The following is a 16,299-nucleotide window of genomic DNA, read 5'->3' as shown; positions in this document are numbered from 1 at the left end:
GCGAGGCCTTAAAGGGTCTTGCCGCCGGTCAGTTCGTCGACATGGCGAGCGGCCGCGCCCGGCGCCTCGGGCATGGGCCACTGCGGCTCTTCCGCGCCCTTGGTCTTCCACAGCGAGTAGAAGACCCCGCCCGCGATCAGGCCCGCGGTGACCCCGAGGCTGAGCAGCGGCGGGAACTTCGTCCCCAGCACGAAGTCGGCGATGAAGATCTTCGCGCCGATGAACACCAGCACCAGCGCCAGCGCATACTTCAGATAGTGGAAGCGGTGCACCATCGCGGCCAGCGCGAAGTAGAGCGCGCGCAGGCCGAGGATCGCCATGATGTTCGAGGTGTAGACGATGAAGGTGTCGGTGGTGATCGCGAACACCGCCGGCACGCTGTCGACCGCGAACACGAGGTCGGCGAGGTTGATCACCACCAGCGCCAGGAACAAGGGCGTCGCCGCCCACACCAGCTTGCCGGTCTTACTGTCGGCGATCTTCACGAAGAAATGCTGGTCGTGCAGGTCCTTGGTCACCCGCATGTGGCGCGAGATGAACCGCACCACCGGATTGTGCTCGATGTCCATCGGCTTGTCGCCGGCGAACAGCATCTTGATGCCGGTGAAGACCAGGAACGCCGCGAAGATGTAGAGCACCCATTCGTACTGCTGGACCACCGCCGCGCCGAGGCCGATCATCAGCCCGCGCAGCAGGATCACCGCGATGATCCCCCACAGCAAAGCGCGATACTGGTATTTCGCGGGAATCGCGAAATAGGTGAAGATCAGGCTGATCACGAAGACGTTGTCGATCGACAGCGCCTTTTCGATGAAGAAGGCGGTGTAGTAGCTGACCGTCAGCGCCATGCCCTCGGTCTCGCCGAAGGCCGCGGTCTTCTGGAAATAGACCCACACGCCGAACGCCAGCGCGATCGAGATGTAGAAGGCGGAGAGCTTGAGGCTCTCGCCGATCCCCATTTCCTTGTCCTCCTTGTGGAGGAAGCCGAGGTCGAAGGCGGTGAGGCCCGCGACGATGCCGACGAAGGACAGCCAGAACCACAAAGGGGTCCCGAGCCAGTCGGCGAAGAGAAATTCCATGATACTGCTCCCGTCAGCCTATGATGCCGATCGGAATTTCCGCATGGGGAAGGGTGCCGGGATGCCGGGCCTGCTCACATCGGAAATTCCGATGCGGTCCGACATCACGCGCCTCGGCCAAAGGCCTGGAGGACGCGCCAGAGGGGCCCGGTCCGCGGAGACCATATCTCATGACGCGCCGAAAAGTTCAACTCGCTTGCCCCGAAACGGACATTGAGCGCAGGTTCGCACCATGCGCTTCCTCCTGCTCCCGCTGTTCCTGGCGCTCGCCGCCTGCGCCACCGCGCCCCGGCCGGGCGTGGTCGCGGGCCTCGCCTTCACCGCCGCGGCCGAAGGGCAGGGATTTGCGCGTGGGCCCGCCGATCCCGCGATGGGCCGCGCCGCCACGCTCGACGATCCGGTCCGCGTCGCCTCGGTCAGCAAGCTCGTCGTCGCCATCGGGGTGATGAAGCTGGTCGACCAGGGCAGGCTCGGCCTCGACAGCGATCTCTCGCCGCTGCTCGGCTGGCCGCTTCGCAACCCGGCCTTCCCCGACCGCCCGGTCACCCTCGCCATGCTGCTCAGCCACACCGGCTCGGTGCGCGACCATGACGACCAGTATATCGTTCCGCTCGGAGCCACGGTTCGCGCCGCGCTCGACCGCCCGGGAAGCTGGGATCCGGCCCATGCCCCCGGCACCTATTTCACTTATGCCAATATGAATTTTCCCGTCATCGCCTCGGCGATCGAGCGCGCGACGGGGGAGCGGTTCGACCGCTGGATGCGCCGCGAAGTGCTCGAGCCCCTTTCGATCGACGCCTGCTACAATTGGGCGACCTGCTCGGACCCCGCGATCGCCCGCGCCATCGTCCTCACCCAGGGCGGCAAGTCCGTCCGCGACGACCTCCACGGCGTCCGCCCCGCCTGTCCGGTCTTCACCCGCGACGGCGACCCGTGCAACCTCACCACATGGAAGCCGGGCGACAATGGCGCCTTGTTCGCGCCGCAGGGGGGCCTGCGCATCTCGGTCCGCGGCCTCGCCCGGATCGGCCGCCTGCTCCTGAACGAGGGCGAGCTCGACGGCGTCCGCCTGCTTTCGCCCGCCAGCGTCCGCACCCTGCTCGCCAATCGCTGGCAATATGACGGGACCAACGGCGAGACCGAACGGGGCTTCTACTGCGCCTTCGGCCTTGCCACCCAATCGCTCGCCACCCCGCACCCCGGCTGCCGCGACGATCCCGTCGGCGACCGCGGCCGCTGGATCGGCCATGCTGGCGAAGCCTATGGCCTGCGCTCGGGGCTGTGGATCGACCCTGTCGCCAAGGTCGGGATCGCTTATGTCGTGACCGGCCTCGACGCCGATCCGCCGGGCGGCCGCTCCGAATTCAAGGCCGCCGAGGAAGCCGCCTTCCGCGAAACCGCCGCCTTGCTCAGCCGCGCCCCTTGATCCCGTAGTCGATCCGGATCCGCACCCACTCGCCGACCTTGTAGCTCCCGCCCACCCGCGGCGGCTTGACCTTGAACTGCCAGGCGGCGGCCAGCACCGCCCGCGCCAGCCGCGACCCGTTGGGCCATTCGTCGAGCGCGACGCAATCGTCGACCTTGTAGTCGGGCACGGTCTTGCAGGCGATCAGCGCCCAGCCCGGGTCCGCGGTCGAAAGATAGCCGCGCAGCTCGCTGTCATAGGGCTCGCGAAGCCAGGCGGCGGCGTACAGGCGCTCGCCATTGGGGGCGCGCCCGACCACTTCGCTGTCGGCTTCGCCCCGGGGTGCCGGAGGCCCGGCCGGTCCGCGCGGCTTGGCCGGCGGGAAGTTGCGCAGGTCGGCGCTCGCCATCTGGTCGGCGGGAAGGGTGACCACCGGCGAGGGGAGCTTCACCACCGGCTCGGGCACCTTGACCGTGGCCGGCGGGGGCGGGGTCACCGCCACCGGGGTCGGCAGCGGCGGCGTGGTGCTGGTCTCCTTCTTCGCCTGCCTGGCCGGCTCGGGCTTCTGGACATCGGTCGGCTCGGCTTCCGGCTCGGTCACGTCGAAGGTGGAGAGCGGCCGGTCCTCGGCCATCGGCACCGTCCGGCGGGTGCCGAGCGTCAGCAGCGCGAGCACCACCAGCGCCTCGAACAGCAGCGCCGCGACAAGCCCCGTCAGCCGCCGCCGCGGGGTCACCCGCAGCGCGTCGGCGCCCCGCTTCCGGCCGATCGCCGCTTCGCTCAACCCCGTCCGTCCTTCCCGTCTTCGAGCCGCTGCCCGGCGCGCCCCTGGGCCGCGCAATGTGAACGGCGCTTGCATCCCGAGAATGGCGCTTGTGCGGCAGAGGGGCGGGCCCCTCGAAGTGCGGCGCGGAAAACACATTATCCACCGCAATATTGCGTTAACCATCATTTTCCCGCTTGCGCCCGAACCGGTCTGAAAGCACAAGATGTTGTAGCGGCTCAGGGGCACCAACGCACAAGCTTGTGGTTGGCGCTGGGGATAACTATATCTCCAGCGAGGGAGAGACGCGTCCCTGTGGATAGCGGGGACAGCGCATTTCCCGGCTTCTTGGCCCTAGCGAATCGCGGGCGTTGGGCGTACTCCGGCACCGTGAACGGATCGGGAACAAAGGTGCGACTCGAGGGTCGCCAGGAGGAAGCAGGCATGGACTTCTCGAGTGGCAGCGAGGTCGGCACGGCCGACGTCACCGCAACCGGCGGACGCGCGAAGAAGGACAGCAAGACGGTCGATGAACGCCGTTTCGCGGTGGTCACTGATTCGAGCCGCGACGCGCTCCTCACCGATTTCGGCAAGGAAACGCTGAACGACCGCTACCTCCTGCCCGGCGAAAGCTATCAGGATTTGTTCGCCCGCGTCGCCGCCGCTTACGCCGACGATGCCGAGCATGCGCAGCGCGTCTACGACTATATCAGCCGCCTGTGGTTCATGCCCGCGACTCCGGTCCTGTCGAACGGCGGTACCGGCCGCGGCCTGCCGATCAGCTGCTACTTGAATTCGGTCAGCGACAGCCTCGACGGCATCGTCAACACCTGGAACGAGAATGTCTGGCTCGCCTCCAAGGGCGGCGGCATCGGCACCTACTGGGGCAATGTCCGCGGCATCGGTGAGCCGGTCGGCCTCAACGGCAAGACCAGCGGCATCATCCCCTTCGTCCGGGTGATGGACAGCCTGACCCTCGCCATTTCGCAGGGTTCGCTCCGCCGTGGTTCGGCCGCCTGCTATCTCGACATCTCGCATCCCGAGATCGAGGAGTTCCTCGAAATCCGGAAGCCCAGCGGCGACTTCAACCGCAAGGCGCTCAATCTCCACCACGGCGTGCTCGTCACCGACGAGTTCATGGAGGCCGTCCGCGAGGGTGCCGAATTCACCCTCCGCAGCCCCAAGGACCAGTCCGAGCGCGGCAAGGTCGACGCCCGCTCGCTGTTCCAGAAGCTGGTCGAGACCCGCCTCGCGACGGGCGAACCCTACATCATCTTCATCGACCAGGTGAACCGGTCGATGCCCAAGCACCACCGCGACCTTGGTTTGAAGGTTTCGACCTCGAACCTCTGCTCCGAGATCACCCTGCCGACCGGCAAGGACCACCTCGGCGCCGACCGGACCGCGGTCTGCTGCCTCTCCTCGCTCAACCTCGAAACCTGGGACGAGTGGAACGGCGACAAGCGCTTCATCGAGGACGTCATGCGCTTCCTCGACAATGTGCTCACCGACTATATCGAACGCGCGCCCGACGAGATGGCGCGCGCCAAGTACAGCGCCGAGCGCGAGCGGTCGGTCGGCCTTGGCGTGATGGGCTTCCACAGCTTCCTCCAGGCCCGCGGCCTCCCCTTCGAGGGGGCCATGGCCAAGAGCTGGAACCTGCGCATCTTCAAGCACATCAAGGGGCAAGTCGACGAGGCCTCGATGATGCTCGCGCACGAGCGCGGGCCTTGCCCCGACGCCGCCGACATGGGCGTGATGGAGCGCTTCTCCTGCAAGATGGCGATCGCGCCGACCGCGTCGATCTCGATCATCTGCGGCGGCACCTCGGCCTGCATCGAGCCGATCCCGGCCAACGTCTACACCCACAAGACGCTGTCGGGCAGCTTCTCGATCCGCAATCCGTATCTCGAGAAGCTGCTGATCGAGAAGAGCAAGAACTCCGAGCAGGTGTGGAACTCGATCCTCGAGCAGGGCGGCAGCGTCCAGCACCTCGACTTCCTCACCCAGGAGGAAAAGGACACCTTCAAGACCAGCTTCGAGATCGACCAGCGCTGGCTGATCGAGCTCGCCGCCGATCGCACGCCCTATATCGACCAGGCCACCTCGCTGAACCTGTTCATCCCGGCCGACGTCGACAAGTGGGACCTGATGATGCTCCACTTCCGCGCCTGGGAGCTCGGCATCAAGTCGCTCTACTATCTCCGCTCCAAGTCCGTGCAGCGCGCGGGCTTCGCCGGCGGGGTCGAGGCCGACAACACCCCCGAGCTGCGCGAAATCCAAGTCGAGGTCACCAATTACGACGAGTGCCTCGCCTGCCAGTAAAAGCGGTCGTCCCCGCGCAGGCGGGGATCCCGGGCGGCCCGCGCGCGATCGCCTGAGGTCCCTGCCTTCGCAGGGACGACGCTGAGGAAATCGACGAAACCCATGCTTGCCAACCCCGTCCTCTTCTTCCTCCTCGCCGTCGGCGTCATCGCCTTCGGCGCGTGGGTTGGGCGCAAGCAGCGCGGGAGCGGCCAGTGAGCGGCGCCGTGGTCAGGCCGGCGACGTTGGGGCAGCGCGCCTTCAGCGCGATCGTTTCCCTCGTTCTCCTGGCGGGCCTGGCGCTCGCGCTGCCCGCGCCGCTGCTCGCCTGGCAGGCGTCCGAGGGCGCCGGTGCTCCGCTCCTCGCGTTCGCGGGCCTGTGCCTGATCCTCTGCCTCGGGGCGGTCGGGGTCTTGTGGCGCACGCTCGGCCAGGGAAGCCGGAGCGCGCTCAAGGCCGCGCCGCTCGGCATCCTGACCCTAGTTCCCGCCACGATCTTCGTCGTCTTCGCCTTTCTTGAGGGGCGCTCGGCCGAGGGCGGAGAGCGGCTCTACTGGCTGGGGTCGGGCGCCCTGTGGACGCTCGGCCTCCTGTTTCCGCTGCTGTTCGGAGGCTTATTCTTGTTCGTGACTGGCGCCTTTGGGGGGCGGCCGTGAGCGGCGCGAACCTCCTGTTCCTGATCGTCGGCGGCCTCGCGGCGCTGATCGGCCTCATCCTGCTCGTCGCCGCGCTGCGCGGCCGCGTCGGGGAAAGCCGCAAGTCGACCGCCCAGCTCATCGCCGGCATGATGATCCTCGCCTTCGGCCTGGTCCTCGCGGGCTTCGCCATCGCCTACGCCACCACCAAACCCTATCCTGAGTTCCGGAACGAGGCCGCGTAATGGGCTATCGCCAGACCACCAACTACGACCCGCTATTCGTCACCGCGAAGACCCGGCCGAAGCGCCCCTTCAATTGGGTGCAGTGGATCGGCGTCGGCGGCGAGATCGCGGCGGTCGGGATCCTCCTCTGGCATCTGCTCGTCCGGCTCGAGGCCCTCCATGCCCGCGACATCCCCGTGCAATATGGGACACTTGCCGCGCTCGTCGGCATGACGCTCATCAACAGCCGCAAGGAAGACGTCCCGGAAGTCGAGGACGATCTCCAGAAGAAGCGCAATCGGAGCTTTCTTACGGCGACCCTCGTCTTCCTCGGGCTTCTCGCGCTCGTGGCCGTCGGCGTGGACCTCGTCGCATGACCCGCCGCCACTCACCTCTTGCGAATGCTTCGCAACAACGCCACGACCTGCGAACGATTCGCAACAAAGGATGTTCGCATGCGTAAGTGGCACCGCTGGCTCTCGGTTTTCTTCGGGATCCTGATCCTGTTCATCGCGACCACCGGCATTCTCAGCCAGGTCGGTTCCCTCGTGAACGAGAGCCGCCAGGCCGCGGCGCCGCCGCCCGCCATTCCCGCCGGCTTCGTCTGTCCCGAGACGATGAACTGCCGGCCCAAGCCCCAGCCGGGCGGCTGGAACGTCGGCCTCCTCCACCACCTCCACTCGGGCGAGGAGTTCGGGCCGGTCGGTGTCGCGCTCTCGATTCTCAGCGGCTTCGCGCTGCTTTTCTTCGCCTTTTCAGGGCTTTGGATGTATATCCAGATGTTCCGGGCCCGCGCGTCCAAGCAGTCCAACCCCAGTCGGAGGATGTTCTGGTGACCCAAGCAACGATCGTCACATTGTCGGCGCTGATCGCGCTCTTCGCGGGCCTCTACACCCTCGTCGTCTTCACCCGCCGCCGCCGCGACGCCGCCTCCACCACCGCTTCAACGCCCAAGGACTGAGCCCATGCCCCTTCTCCAAGCCAACAAGGCCTACAAGCCCTTCGAATATCCCTGGGCGTTCGAGTTCTGGAAGCGCCAGCAGCAGATCCACTGGATGCCCGAGGAAGTGCCGCTGGGCGAGGATTGCCGCGACTGGGCGCAGAAGCTCTCCCCGCACGAGCGCAACCTCCTCACCCAGATCTTCCGCTTCTTCACCCAGGCCGATGTCGAGGTGCAGGACTGCTACCACGACAAATACGGCTCGGTGTTCAAGCCGACCGAGATCAAGATGATGCTGACCGCCTTCTCCAACATGGAGACGGTGCACATCGCCGCTTACTCGCACCTCTTGGACACGATCGGCATGCCCGAGAGTGAGTATAGCGCCTTCCTCCAGTACAAGGAGATGAAGGACAAGCACGACTATCTCTCGACCTTCGGGGTCGAGACCGACGCCGACATCGCCAAGACGCTCGCCATGTTCGGCGCCTTCACCGAGGGGCTGCAGCTGTTCGCCAGCTTCGCGATGCTGATGAACTTCCCGCGCTTCAACAAGATGAAGGGCATGGGGCAGATCGTCAGCTGGTCGGTCCGCGACGAATCGCTGCACTGCGAGGGCATCATCAAGCTCTTCCACACCTTCGTGAAGGAGCGCGACTGCCTCACCGCCGACGTCAAGGACGCGATCATCGACCAGTGCCAGAAGACGGTGCGGCTCGAGGACGCCTTCATCGACCTCGCCTTCGAGCAGGGCCCGGTCGAGGGCATGACCGCCAAGTCGATCAAGAAGTATGTCCGCTACATCGCCGACTGGCGCCTCGGGCAGCTGGGCTTCGCGCCCATCTACATGGTCGACGAGCACCCGCTCCCCTGGCTCGCCCCGCTCCTGAACGGGGTGGAACACGCCAACTTCTTCGAGCAGCGCGCGACGGAATATTCCAAGGCGGCCACCCGCGGGAACTGGAACGAGGTGTGGGACAATTTCGACCGCCGGCAGAAGGCCAAGGTCGCGAACGATGCGCCGGAGGCCGAGGCTGAAGGCGGGTTGTTCGACGCGGCGACGGTGGCGGCGGAGTAGGTCACTTGTTTGACAAGCTGGATGCGTACAATCTTGTGGCGAACCTCGTACCGGGGGCCGCCCTTACGTACGCATTCCATGCAACAGGCATCCCCTCACCGAAGCCCGAAGACATCGGTGCGTTCGTCCTCGTTGCTTTTGTGATTGGAGTGACCGTCAACAGGCTCGGCTCAATCGTGCTGGACCCACTGATGAGAAAACTTCGACTTCTCAAGCCGAAGGATTATCGATCTTTTGTCACAAGCGAGAGGGAGGACAAGAAGCTTGAGACAATAGTCGCGAATGCAGGTCTCTACCACACTTTCCTAACAGCTGGTGTAGTATTCCTGTCTGCCCTTCTTTTTCGCTCCACGCTCAGCCAACTTAATCATGACCTTCTGGCGACAGTCCTTGTGTTAATGGGCATGGCTGTCTTCTTCTTGGCCTTCAGAAAGGAGGACGGTTACATTCACACGCGAATTGATGTGAGTGTAGCAAGGCAGGGTGGAAATGAAGTGCCTACCACGAGCGTATCATGATTGCTTTTCCGGCGACCATCGCCCTCTAGGCTCCGCATAGCTGTCCACACGGCGTAGGGGGCGCTCGTGCCAGCTGACGTTAACCGCCCAAAGGGTCGGAAAGAAATACAGGCTCGAATACGGTAGGTTGTCGTCGATCCACCGGGCCAAAATCTGCCAGTCGCCCTGCGCATGATGCGCGTCCCAGAAGGCCGGAACCACCACGCAGGCCGTCGCGCCCATGCATTCATCCTCGTCGCGCATGTCCCAGATGTGATGGGCGGCGTTCTGCTCGTTTGACGCGCAATTGTACCCCTTCTTGCCTTCCTTCTGCAGGCGCCAGCCAAGCTCGTTCACGGCGCGGCTGCGATAGGCTGAACGGATGGCCAGCCGTCCCCATCGTTCCTGCAAAGGCTCAAGCAACTCCTCGCAAAGCTTCGTGCCGGCTGCGATGGCCAGATCGGGATCGTCGGGCGCGTTCAACAGGCCATGCACCTGCGCGATCTCGCTATGCAGCATGTCGCGCATGAAGAAGGACTTGCTCAGCCGGACCCGGCCTAGGTCGGTGAGAGCCGAAACGCTCCAGCTGCGTGGCATCCTGGACCCCTCAGATAATGAGCCAACCCAGCGCCGCACCGAGGCACGCAGCGAGCACGAGGGCGAACCGCCAACGCCACCGCTTTCGCCGCGCCATGCGATCCATTCTTCCAACGAAGTCCGGCGTCCTGAACTCGTCGAGGCCTTTCAGGCGGCGGCCCTTCAAGGGTGTCGGATCAGGCGTTGACCTCATGGACTCACATGTTCGTGCCTTCGCCCCTTTGTGTGAAGCCCCTTCCTTTCGAAGTCCTGCACGCGCAGAAGTCGCCCCCATGACCCTCACCACCCTCCTTATCCCCACCTTCCGCCACCAGCTCACCGCGCTTCGCGCCTGGCTCGACAAGGGCGAAGCCCATGCCGCCGCGCAGGGGATGAGCGAAGCCGAGCTGCTCGGCGTCCGGCTCGCGGTCGACATGTTTCCGCTGCACAGCCAGGTCCGCATCGCCGCTTTCCTGGTGCAGGAGACCGTCCACCGTCTGCGCGGGGAGGACACTCCCGCCGCGACCGTCGACCTGCGCACCCACGCCGCCATCCGGCAGGAGGAGACGGGCAGCCTCGCCGACCTCCGCGCGATCATCGATTCCGCGCTCGCCTCTCTCGATGACCTCGGTGACGCCGCGCTCGACGCCGCCGCCGACCGCCCGCTCGCCCACGCGCTGCCGATGGGCATGGTGTTCGACATGACCGGCTTCACCTTCGCCCGCGACTGGGCGCTGCCGCAGGTCTCCTTCCACACCGACATGGCTTACGCGCTCCTGCGCAGCGCCGGCGTGCCGCTCGGCAAGCCCGACTACGTCCCCCACATGTTCGCCTATCTCCGCCCCGGGACCATGGCGGGGGCCTAACTCGACCCGCCGTCATTAGGCGTTCAGGCCCACCCGTGCTAAGCCATGGCCATCGTACGGAACGGCTATCCAAGCCCGTGCGGCTGAGAGACCGAACGCGCTCCCGCTTGATCACACGGGAGCCAGTCTATGGACCTCAATTACCTCTACCATCGTCGCGGCGTCTCGCTGACCCTCGCCCACCAGGCGACCTGCACGCCCTCGCGCGACGCCCATCTCGGCCTTGCCCGCGCCTATGCCGCGCGCATCGCCGCCGCGCGTCTGGCGGTGGCCGCATGAGCCGGGTCGTCTTCACCAGCCTGCCCGAGCAGGACGTCATCGCCAAATGCGCCGCCGCCGACGTCGGCATCTCCGCGCTCGAGAAACTGCCCGAGGGCGGCACCCGCCTCGTCACCATGAGCAGCGCCGGCGCCGTGCTGATGATGCGCAAGCTGAAGTCCAGCCTGATCGCCGACACCGCGCGGCGGCTGCCGTTCCGCCCGGCCTATTCGGGCACGCGCTAGGGGAGGGCGCAGGGAAAGACATTGGTAACCAGGGCGGGCCTAGGCTCGCCCCCATGCGCAACCTCGTCATTCCCGCGCTCGTCTTCCTGCCGACGCTCGCCGGCATCGCCCATGCCGCGCAGGACAGCCGGCCGTGGGACGAGCCGTCCCGCGCCGAGCAGGCCCGTTCGCTCTCCCAGCGCGAGAAGAGCGTCACCTATTCGGGCTGCAACGAGGTCCGCCGCCTCGGCCGCGCGCCCTTGCGCCGCGGGGAGCCCGGCTATCGTCCGTGGATGGACGGCGACAACGACGGCCTCGCCTGCGAGCCGGTCCGCCGCTGATCCAAGGCGGCACAATCGGGCCTTAAGTCCACCATTAACCTATGTTGCCTTCTCGACATTGGCTCGCTCTAAGGGCCCACGATGAGCGAGGATGCCGACTTCCTGAAGCGTCAAGCCGACAAGTGCCGCCGCCTCGCGCGCGACAATTCGGACGGGCGCGCCGCCGCGGCGCTGCAGGAACTGGCCGACGATTTTGACGCACGCCGCGCGGCGCTCGAGGACCGGCCGCTCGAGGATCGGCCGATCCAGATCAGGCTGCCCGAGCCCCCCGCGACCTAGGCGGCGAAGGCGGTCCGCCGCGCCGGCCGCCGTCCCGCGACCCAGCCGCTCCACGCCGCGCCCGCGCCCAGCGCCATGCCGCTCAGCACCACCGCCGCGCTCGGCACGCCGCCGATCCAGACGAGTGTCCGCTCGAGCCAGCCGACATGGTGCATCAGCCCCATGGCCAGCATCTGCGCGACGATGAACAGGCCCGCGACCAAGAACGGTCGCGCCCGCCGCGTGCTGACCCGCCACCACAAATAGGCGACGATCGCGAGCTCGACCGCCATCGCCCAGACGATCGACGAGATGATCCGGTCGAAGCTGTCGGGCCCGGTCACCACCAGCCCCGGCACCCACGCCGCGAAGATCCGGCTGAGCGGGCTTTCGAACAGGATGAGCGGCGTCGCCAGCATGTAGCCGGCATGGTCCCAGACGCGTGCCCGGTGGCGCAGCGCCTCGTGATAGAGGACGAGATAGGCGAGCGCGGCGATGGCGAGGCCGATGAGAAATTCCCCGCCGAACATCTGTCGCACCGGACCGTCCCCGGCGACGAAATTCTTGCCCGTATAATCGATGATCGCGAACAGTCCGCCGATCAGGAAGGGGAAGAGGAGGAGGCTTGCCTTGCCGGTCGCGCGGTGGAGGCCCATCATCCGAGCGTGGGGCGTGATGCTCTGCGCCAGCACCATCAGCACCCACAGGCTCGCCGCCACTCCGTGCGCGTGGAATTGCCAGGGCACGCTGGCATAGACCGACAGGTAGCTTGCCCAGAACCCCACCACGATCACCGCGATGCAGGCGAGGACGGCATAAGCCGCGCGAGGATAAGGCATCGGGACGCTCCCCCTGTCCGTTGCCCGGCCGCCATAGCATGGATGCGGCCGCCGCCCCAAGACGACGTCACAGGGCTGGTGGTCCCGGCCGGGCGGGGGCGCCGTCGACCCTTGCCAGCAAAAAGAAGGGCGGAGCACCGTCGCCGATGCCCCGCCCCAAGAGACCGAAGGTCTCAGACCATGTCTGGTCGACAGACTCAGCCGATCGGCTCGCCCGATTCTTCCTGCTCGAACAGGCCGGCGGCGACATCGGCATTGGCGCTGAGGCGGACCTTGTCGCCCTCGATGCCGGCGACCAGGCCGCCCGGGATATAGTGGTGGTGGTCGCCGTGGGTCATGCCGCTGTCGGCCTTGGTGAGCTTGATCCGCTCGCCCTCGACCTTGTCGACGGTGCCGAGGTGCACGCCGTCGGCGCCGATGACTTCCATATGTTCGTTGATCTGGCTGAGGTCGGCCATGGGGTCGCTTCCTTCCGCTGGTTGTTCCGGCCCCTCAACGCTCATTGCCGGGTCCGGGTCCATGGCGGTCAGCGGTGGTCGACGATCTCGATCCGGTACTGGCTCGGGCTCCATCCGGCCCATTGCGAGAGGGCCACGATGATGACCGCAATGGCGAGCCCGACGACCGTGATTCCGGTCCCGATCAGCCAGGCTTCCTTCTCGCGAAGCTCGCTCGGGGAGACCTTCTTGGGTGGCGGCGGCGGGGGATCGCGGCGGATCCGCGAGCCGACCGGCCGCGAGCCTCCAGCGAGGTCGACCGCCTTCTTGGCCGAGGGTAGTGGGCGCGCCATGCCCTGAGGATAGGGGCCGAGCCTTACCGGAGGGTTAGCGCGGGGGCAGGCCGATCAGGCTCAGCTGCCGCCCGTAGCTCGGCTCGTTCCGGTGCGTCGATCGGCGGAAGGAATAGAAGTCCTCCTCGCGCGCATAGGTGTCGAGCCCCAGCGCCTCCACCCGCCGCAGCCCGGCCCTCGCCAGTCGGTCGAGTAGATAGGCGGGAAGGTCGAAATGAGGGCGGCCCGCCGGTCCCTCGGCGAAGAAGCGCTCGGCCGCGGGATCGGCGGCGAGGAAGGGCTCGGGGAAGGCGGGATCGACCTCGTAGCTCGCCCGCGCGATGGTCGGACCGATCGCGGCGGCGATCCGGCTCCGCTCGGCGCCGAGGCGCTCCATCGCGTCGATCGTGGCGTCGGTCACGCCGGCGAGCGCCCCGCGCCACCCGGCATGGGCCGCGCCGACGATCCCGGCTTCCCGATCGGCGAAGAGGACCGGGGCGCAGTCGGCGGTGAGGATTCCGAGCAGGATGCCCGGCCGGTCGGTGACGAGGGCGTCGGCCTCGGGCCGCGCGTCGTCGGCCCAGTCCCCCGCCTCGAGCACGACCGCCCCATGGACCTGGTAGGGCGAGACGATCCGCGCGCCGGGGAGCACCGCGTCGGCTGCGCGGCGGCGGTTCTCGACGATCAGGGCGAGGTCGTCGCCGCTGCCCCAGCCGCAATTGAGGCTCGCCATCGCGCCCTCGCTGACCCCGCCGCGGCGACCGAGGAAGCCGTGGGGGACGGGAAGGACGGCGCTGGTCCAGGCGGACGCGCTCACAGCACCAACTCCCACACCTGGTCCTCGTCGGGATGATTGCCGACCATGAAGGTCACCGGCCCGCGGTCGACGAAGCCGTAACGCTTGTAGAAGGCCTGAGCCCGCCAGTTTTCGGAAAAGACCGAGAGCGCGATGCGGCCCGCGCCGCGCTGCCGCGCCTCAGCCATCACCCACTCCATCAGCCGCCCCGCGAGACCGCTGCCGTGGGCCGATTTGAGAAGGTAGAATTGCTTCAGTTCGATCACGTCCCCGCCCGCGACATGGGGAAGCTTGTTGGGACCGAGCTTGGCGTAGCCGACAACCTCACCCTCCACCTCACCGACCTCGAAGGCGTAAGCCGGGTCGGCAAATTCGGCGGCCCAGGCCTCGGGGGTCAGGCCGGCGAGGAAGCTGTCGAGATCGGCCGGATCGTAGAGATGCGCGAAGGTGGCGCAGAAGCTCGTCCGGAAGACGTGGTCGATCGCGGGAAGGTCGGCGGCGGTGGCGGGGCGGATGATCATAGGCCCGCCGGGCTTGGCCATTCGGGCGAGTGGATGGCAAGCACCTTGAACAGGCTGCCCATGGCGTCGGGCCGGCACAGCCGCGCGCGGGCGGCCTCGATGTCGCCGGCGCGCTCGGGCGAGGCATTGGCGAGCACCCGGGCGCGGGCCTGGATCCCGAGCCGCTCGAGCCAGGGGCCTTGCTCGACCGGGCCGGCGACGAAGGCCCCGGCCTCGCGCGCGATGTCGGCCACCCGCTCGAAGTCGACATGGCTGGTGAGATCGGCTTCGCCGGGATCGGCGAGCACCGGCGCGAAGCGATGTTCGCGGACCGCCTGCAGCGTGTCGCCCGGCGCGGTCCTAGCATGGCCATAGTCGATGACGAGGGCGACCCCGCCGACCGCGACCAGCCCTTCGCTCAAGGCCTCGACCGCCTCGTCGCGGGCGGGTGAGGTCTCGAGAATCGTGCCGTCGCGGTCGAAGGCGAGGCCCGCCGGGGTCAGCGTGACGTGCCGCTCGGCGCCATCGACATGCTGGCGGATCGGCAGCGCGTCGAGGAACTCGTTCGCCACCACCAGCAGCGGCCGATCGCCCGGCAAGGCGTCGATCATATCGACATGGGTAATGGTGCCATTGAGCGCGGCGGCCTGGACCTCGCGCAGGGTCGGACTGGTCTCGACCAGGAAGATGTCGGGGTCGAGCCCGGCCGAGCGCATCACCCGAAGCGCATCGGCGGCGAGCGTTCCGCGGCCCGGACCGAGCTCGACATAAGCGGCGTGGGCCGGGCTTCCGGCGCGGCGCCAGACGTCGGTCAGCGCCGCGCCGACCACCTCGCCGAACATCTGGCTGATTTCGGGCGCGGTGGTGAAGTCGCCCGCGCTGCCGAGCGGATCGCGGGTCGCGTAATAATAATCGTTGCAGGCGGCCATATAGGCCTCGACGGTGATCGGCCCGTCGGATCGCAGGCGTTCACGCAGGGCCCGCTCGAACGGAGTCAGGCGACGCTCTCCACCCCGGCGGTCGGCTCGATCCGCTGGCGTCGGCCCTTGGCGGTCAGCATCAGGAACAGGCCGCCGAGGATCATCGGCACGCATAGCCACTGGCCGAGGTGGAGCCCGGTGGCCTCGACGATGCCCATTCGCTGGGGATCGGGCTCGCGGATGAACTCCACCCCGAAGCGGAACAGGCCGTAGAAGAAGAGGAAGGTGCCGACGAGCAGACCCGGCTGATAGCGCGCGCGGGTCTTCCAGAACATGACGGCGAGGATCGCGAACAGGGCAAGACCTTCCAGCGCGGCTTCGTAGAGCTGGCTCGGATGGCGCGGCGGGCCGAGCACGGTGACGCCCGCGATCACTTCGGGGAAGCGCACCGCCCAGGGGACGGTGGTCGGCGCGCCCCACAATTCGCCGTTGACGAAGTTGGCGAGGCGGCCGGTGAAGAGGCCGATCGGGACCACGCAGGCGACATAGTCGTGCACCCGCAGCCAGTTCAGCTTCTCCTTCCAGCTGAGATAGATGATCCCGAGGCTGGTGCCGATGACGCCGCCGTGGAAACTCATACCGCCGTCCCACAGCTTCAGAATCGCAATCGGGTGCTGGGCGTAGAATTCCAGATTGTAGAAGAGGACATAGCCCAAGCGGCCGCCGAGGATCACGCCCAGCGAGGCGTAGAAGACGAGGTCGTCGGCATGGCGCCGGGCAAGGGGCGCGCCGGGCTGGCGGATCAGCCGCAGCAGGTACCAGTAACCGAGGAAGATGCCGGCGAGGTAGGCGAGGCTGTACCAGCGCAGGTCGAAGTGGAAGCTGCCGAGCGGGATGCTGAGCGCGACCGGATCGAGACCGAGCGAGGTGAAGTCGATGCCGGTATTGCTCGCATTACTCATTACGGTCTTTCCCTTGGGCCCGCGGGTCTCATAAGAGGGACGCGATCAAAGTCCAAGGAGACCTG

Annotated in this window: 24 protein-coding genes; 14 read left to right on the top strand and 10 right to left on the bottom strand. The window is 67.0% G+C overall.

Annotated features, from left to right (window positions below):
• Nucleotides 1-8: 8 nt before the first annotated feature.
• On the bottom strand, nucleotides 9-1,079 hold the full coding sequence (locus tag BS69_RS0108360; protein WP_084184395.1) for a TerC family protein: 1,071 nt from the start codon (nucleotides 1,077-1,079) through the stop codon (nucleotides 9-11).
• A 232-nt stretch (nucleotides 1,080-1,311) separates the two neighbouring features.
• Here BS69_RS0108360 and BS69_RS0108355 point away from each other — a divergent pair, with 232 nt between their 5' ends.
• The gene (locus BS69_RS0108355; RefSeq protein ID WP_051676645.1) at nucleotides 1,312-2,505 is read left to right on the top strand and encodes a serine hydrolase domain-containing protein; all 1,194 of its coding nucleotides are present in this window, start codon (nucleotides 1,312-1,314) and stop codon (nucleotides 2,503-2,505) included.
• On the opposite strand, the gene BS69_RS0108350 is transcribed toward BS69_RS0108355, so the two are convergent.
• A complete protein-coding gene (locus tag BS69_RS0108350; protein WP_029941496.1) occupies nucleotides 2,489-3,268 on the bottom strand; it encodes a hypothetical protein in 780 nt (259 codons plus the stop codon). The genes BS69_RS0108355 and BS69_RS0108350 overlap by 17 nt on opposite strands.
• A 423-nt stretch (nucleotides 3,269-3,691) precedes the next feature.
• On the opposite strand from BS69_RS0108350, the gene BS69_RS0108345 reads away from it, so the two are divergent.
• The 8 genes from BS69_RS0108345 to BS69_RS14280 all read left to right on the top strand — a co-directional run bounded on the left by BS69_RS0108345 (nucleotide 3,692) and on the right by BS69_RS14280 (nucleotide 8,946).
• Nucleotides 3,692-5,572, top strand: a complete 1,881-nt coding sequence (locus BS69_RS0108345; protein WP_029941495.1) for a ribonucleoside-diphosphate reductase subunit alpha — start codon at nucleotides 3,692-3,694, stop codon at nucleotides 5,570-5,572.
• A gap of 194 nt (nucleotides 5,573-5,766) precedes the next feature.
• Complete coding sequence (locus BS69_RS13280) at nucleotides 5,767-6,207, top strand: hypothetical protein (protein WP_051676644.1); 441 nt, start codon at nucleotides 5,767-5,769, stop codon at nucleotides 6,205-6,207.
• Nucleotides 6,204-6,431 (top strand): hypothetical protein, encoded by a 228-nt coding sequence (locus tag BS69_RS0108330; RefSeq protein ID WP_029941494.1) that lies wholly within the window; start codon nucleotides 6,204-6,206, stop codon nucleotides 6,429-6,431. The genes BS69_RS13280 and BS69_RS0108330 overlap by 4 nt, the downstream gene beginning before the upstream one ends.
• Nucleotides 6,431-6,787 carry a hypothetical protein gene (locus BS69_RS0108325; RefSeq protein WP_029941493.1) on the top strand — a complete coding sequence of 119 codons (357 nt, stop codon included), beginning with the start codon at nucleotides 6,431-6,433 and terminating at the stop codon, nucleotides 6,785-6,787. Before BS69_RS0108330 ends, BS69_RS0108325 begins: the two co-directional genes overlap by 1 nt.
• Before the next feature lie 78 nt (nucleotides 6,788-6,865).
• Complete coding sequence (locus tag BS69_RS0108320; protein WP_029941492.1) at nucleotides 6,866-7,246, top strand: PepSY domain-containing protein; 381 nt, start codon at nucleotides 6,866-6,868, stop codon at nucleotides 7,244-7,246.
• Nucleotides 7,243-7,371, top strand: coding sequence for a hypothetical protein (locus BS69_RS14650; RefSeq protein ID WP_281169702.1), 129 nt, complete (start codon nucleotides 7,243-7,245; stop codon nucleotides 7,369-7,371). Before BS69_RS0108320 ends, BS69_RS14650 begins: the two co-directional genes overlap by 4 nt.
• 4 nt (nucleotides 7,372-7,375) lie before the next feature.
• Nucleotides 7,376-8,428, top strand: a complete 1,053-nt coding sequence (locus BS69_RS0108310; protein WP_029941491.1) for a ribonucleotide-diphosphate reductase subunit beta — start codon at nucleotides 7,376-7,378, stop codon at nucleotides 8,426-8,428.
• Between the two features lie 5 nt (nucleotides 8,429-8,433).
• Nucleotides 8,434-8,946: a hypothetical protein gene (locus tag BS69_RS14280; RefSeq protein WP_156956975.1), complete on the top strand. Its 513-nt coding sequence runs from the start codon at nucleotides 8,434-8,436 to the stop codon at nucleotides 8,944-8,946.
• On the opposite strand, the gene BS69_RS0108305 is transcribed toward BS69_RS14280, so the two are convergent.
• Entirely contained in the window at nucleotides 8,941-9,522 is a 582-nt protein-coding gene (locus tag BS69_RS0108305; protein WP_029941490.1) for a hypothetical protein, read from the bottom strand. The two genes, BS69_RS14280 and BS69_RS0108305, sit on opposite strands and share 6 nt — an antisense overlap.
• Before the next feature lie 272 nt (nucleotides 9,523-9,794).
• Between BS69_RS0108305 and BS69_RS0108300 the strand changes: the two genes are divergently transcribed.
• The 5 genes from BS69_RS0108300 (at nucleotide 9,795) to BS69_RS0108280 (ending at nucleotide 11,469) form a co-directional block, all read left to right on the top strand.
• Nucleotides 9,795-10,367 (top strand): DUF1993 family protein, encoded by a 573-nt coding sequence (locus BS69_RS0108300; protein ID WP_029941489.1) that lies wholly within the window; start codon nucleotides 9,795-9,797, stop codon nucleotides 10,365-10,367.
• 129 nt (nucleotides 10,368-10,496) lie between these two features.
• Entirely contained in the window at nucleotides 10,497-10,646 is a 150-nt protein-coding gene (locus BS69_RS14435) for a hypothetical protein (protein ID WP_169738077.1), read from the top strand.
• A complete protein-coding gene (locus tag BS69_RS0108290) occupies nucleotides 10,643-10,870 on the top strand; it encodes a hypothetical protein (RefSeq protein WP_029941488.1) in 228 nt (75 codons plus the stop codon). The genes BS69_RS14435 and BS69_RS0108290 overlap by 4 nt, the downstream gene beginning before the upstream one ends.
• A gap of 53 nt (nucleotides 10,871-10,923) precedes the next feature.
• A complete protein-coding gene (locus BS69_RS0108285; protein WP_029941487.1) occupies nucleotides 10,924-11,190 on the top strand; it encodes an excalibur calcium-binding domain-containing protein in 267 nt (88 codons plus the stop codon).
• 81 nt (nucleotides 11,191-11,271) lie between these two features.
• Nucleotides 11,272-11,469: a hypothetical protein gene (locus BS69_RS0108280; RefSeq protein ID WP_029941486.1), complete on the top strand. Its 198-nt coding sequence runs from the start codon at nucleotides 11,272-11,274 to the stop codon at nucleotides 11,467-11,469.
• On the opposite strand, the gene BS69_RS0108275 is transcribed toward BS69_RS0108280, so the two are convergent.
• From BS69_RS0108275 to lgt, 7 genes are all read right to left on the bottom strand, one after another.
• Nucleotides 11,466-12,287: a hypothetical protein gene (locus tag BS69_RS0108275; RefSeq protein ID WP_029941485.1), complete on the bottom strand. Its 822-nt coding sequence runs from the start codon at nucleotides 12,285-12,287 to the stop codon at nucleotides 11,466-11,468. The two genes, BS69_RS0108280 and BS69_RS0108275, sit on opposite strands and share 4 nt — an antisense overlap.
• A 197-nt stretch (nucleotides 12,288-12,484) precedes the next feature.
• Nucleotides 12,485-12,745 carry a DUF2171 domain-containing protein gene (locus BS69_RS0108270; RefSeq protein ID WP_029941484.1) on the bottom strand — a complete coding sequence of 87 codons (261 nt, stop codon included), beginning with the start codon at nucleotides 12,743-12,745 and terminating at the stop codon, nucleotides 12,485-12,487.
• 68 nt (nucleotides 12,746-12,813) lie between these two features.
• Complete coding sequence (locus tag BS69_RS0108265; RefSeq protein WP_029941483.1) at nucleotides 12,814-13,077, bottom strand: hypothetical protein; 264 nt, start codon at nucleotides 13,075-13,077, stop codon at nucleotides 12,814-12,816.
• Between the two features lie 34 nt (nucleotides 13,078-13,111).
• Nucleotides 13,112-13,873, bottom strand: a complete 762-nt coding sequence (gene pgeF / locus BS69_RS0108260) for a peptidoglycan editing factor PgeF (protein WP_029941482.1) — start codon at nucleotides 13,871-13,873, stop codon at nucleotides 13,112-13,114.
• On the bottom strand, nucleotides 13,870-14,373 hold the full coding sequence (locus BS69_RS0108255) for a GNAT family N-acetyltransferase (RefSeq protein ID WP_029941481.1): 504 nt from the start codon (nucleotides 14,371-14,373) through the stop codon (nucleotides 13,870-13,872). The genes pgeF and BS69_RS0108255 overlap by 4 nt, the downstream gene beginning before the upstream one ends.
• The gene (locus BS69_RS0108250; protein ID WP_245605127.1) at nucleotides 14,370-15,281 is read right to left on the bottom strand and encodes a class I SAM-dependent methyltransferase; all 912 of its coding nucleotides are present in this window, start codon (nucleotides 15,279-15,281) and stop codon (nucleotides 14,370-14,372) included. The genes BS69_RS0108255 and BS69_RS0108250 overlap by 4 nt, the downstream gene beginning before the upstream one ends.
• A 65-nt stretch (nucleotides 15,282-15,346) precedes the next feature.
• A complete protein-coding gene (gene lgt, locus BS69_RS0108245) occupies nucleotides 15,347-16,234 on the bottom strand; it encodes a prolipoprotein diacylglyceryl transferase (protein WP_029941480.1) in 888 nt (295 codons plus the stop codon).
• Nucleotides 16,235-16,299 lie beyond the last annotated feature (65 nt).

Origin of the sequence: Sphingomonas astaxanthinifaciens DSM 22298 (assembly GCF_000711715.1) — a bacterium.
Lineage (GTDB): Bacteria > Pseudomonadota > Alphaproteobacteria > Sphingomonadales > Sphingomonadaceae > Sphingomicrobium > Sphingomicrobium astaxanthinifaciens_A.
This window is presented reverse-complemented; position numbering and strand designations above follow the sequence as displayed.

What these genes read in the sequence shown, in the direction of transcription:
- BS69_RS0108360 (WP_084184395.1), bottom strand. Translation starts at nt 1,079, where the DNA reads ATGGAATTTCTCTTCGCCGACTGGCTCGGGACCCCTTTGTGGTTCTGG.
- BS69_RS14435 (WP_169738077.1), top strand. Translation starts at nt 10,497, where the DNA reads ATGGACCTCAATTACCTCTACCATCGTCGCGGCGTCTCGCTGACCCTC.
- BS69_RS0108255 (WP_029941481.1), bottom strand. Translation starts at nt 14,373, where the DNA reads ATGATCATCCGCCCCGCCACCGCCGCCGACCTTCCCGCGATCGACCAC.
- BS69_RS0108270 (WP_029941484.1), bottom strand. Translation starts at nt 12,745, where the DNA reads ATGGCCGACCTCAGCCAGATCAACGAACATATGGAAGTCATCGGCGCC.
- BS69_RS0108275 (WP_029941485.1), bottom strand. Translation starts at nt 12,287, where the DNA reads ATGCCTTATCCTCGCGCGGCTTATGCCGTCCTCGCCTGCATCGCGGTG.
- BS69_RS0108355 (WP_051676645.1), top strand. Translation starts at nt 1,312, where the DNA reads ATGCGCTTCCTCCTGCTCCCGCTGTTCCTGGCGCTCGCCGCCTGCGCC.
- BS69_RS0108265 (WP_029941483.1), bottom strand. Translation starts at nt 13,077, where the DNA reads ATGGCGCGCCCACTACCCTCGGCCAAGAAGGCGGTCGACCTCGCTGGA.
- BS69_RS0108300 (WP_029941489.1), top strand. Translation starts at nt 9,795, where the DNA reads ATGACCCTCACCACCCTCCTTATCCCCACCTTCCGCCACCAGCTCACC.
- BS69_RS0108325 (WP_029941493.1), top strand. Translation starts at nt 6,431, where the DNA reads ATGGGCTATCGCCAGACCACCAACTACGACCCGCTATTCGTCACCGCG.
- BS69_RS0108320 (WP_029941492.1), top strand. Translation starts at nt 6,866, where the DNA reads ATGCGTAAGTGGCACCGCTGGCTCTCGGTTTTCTTCGGGATCCTGATC.
- BS69_RS0108280 (WP_029941486.1), top strand. Translation starts at nt 11,272, where the DNA reads ATGAGCGAGGATGCCGACTTCCTGAAGCGTCAAGCCGACAAGTGCCGC.
- BS69_RS0108345 (WP_029941495.1), top strand. Translation starts at nt 3,692, where the DNA reads ATGGACTTCTCGAGTGGCAGCGAGGTCGGCACGGCCGACGTCACCGCA.
- lgt (WP_029941480.1), bottom strand. Translation starts at nt 16,234, where the DNA reads ATGAGTAATGCGAGCAATACCGGCATCGACTTCACCTCGCTCGGTCTC.
- BS69_RS0108310 (WP_029941491.1), top strand. Translation starts at nt 7,376, where the DNA reads ATGCCCCTTCTCCAAGCCAACAAGGCCTACAAGCCCTTCGAATATCCC.
- BS69_RS0108290 (WP_029941488.1), top strand. Translation starts at nt 10,643, where the DNA reads ATGAGCCGGGTCGTCTTCACCAGCCTGCCCGAGCAGGACGTCATCGCC.
- BS69_RS0108250 (WP_245605127.1), bottom strand. Translation starts at nt 15,281, where the DNA reads ATGGCCGCCTGCAACGATTATTATTACGCGACCCGCGATCCGCTCGGC.
- BS69_RS0108305 (WP_029941490.1), bottom strand. Translation starts at nt 9,522, where the DNA reads ATGCCACGCAGCTGGAGCGTTTCGGCTCTCACCGACCTAGGCCGGGTC.
- BS69_RS0108285 (WP_029941487.1), top strand. Translation starts at nt 10,924, where the DNA reads ATGCGCAACCTCGTCATTCCCGCGCTCGTCTTCCTGCCGACGCTCGCC.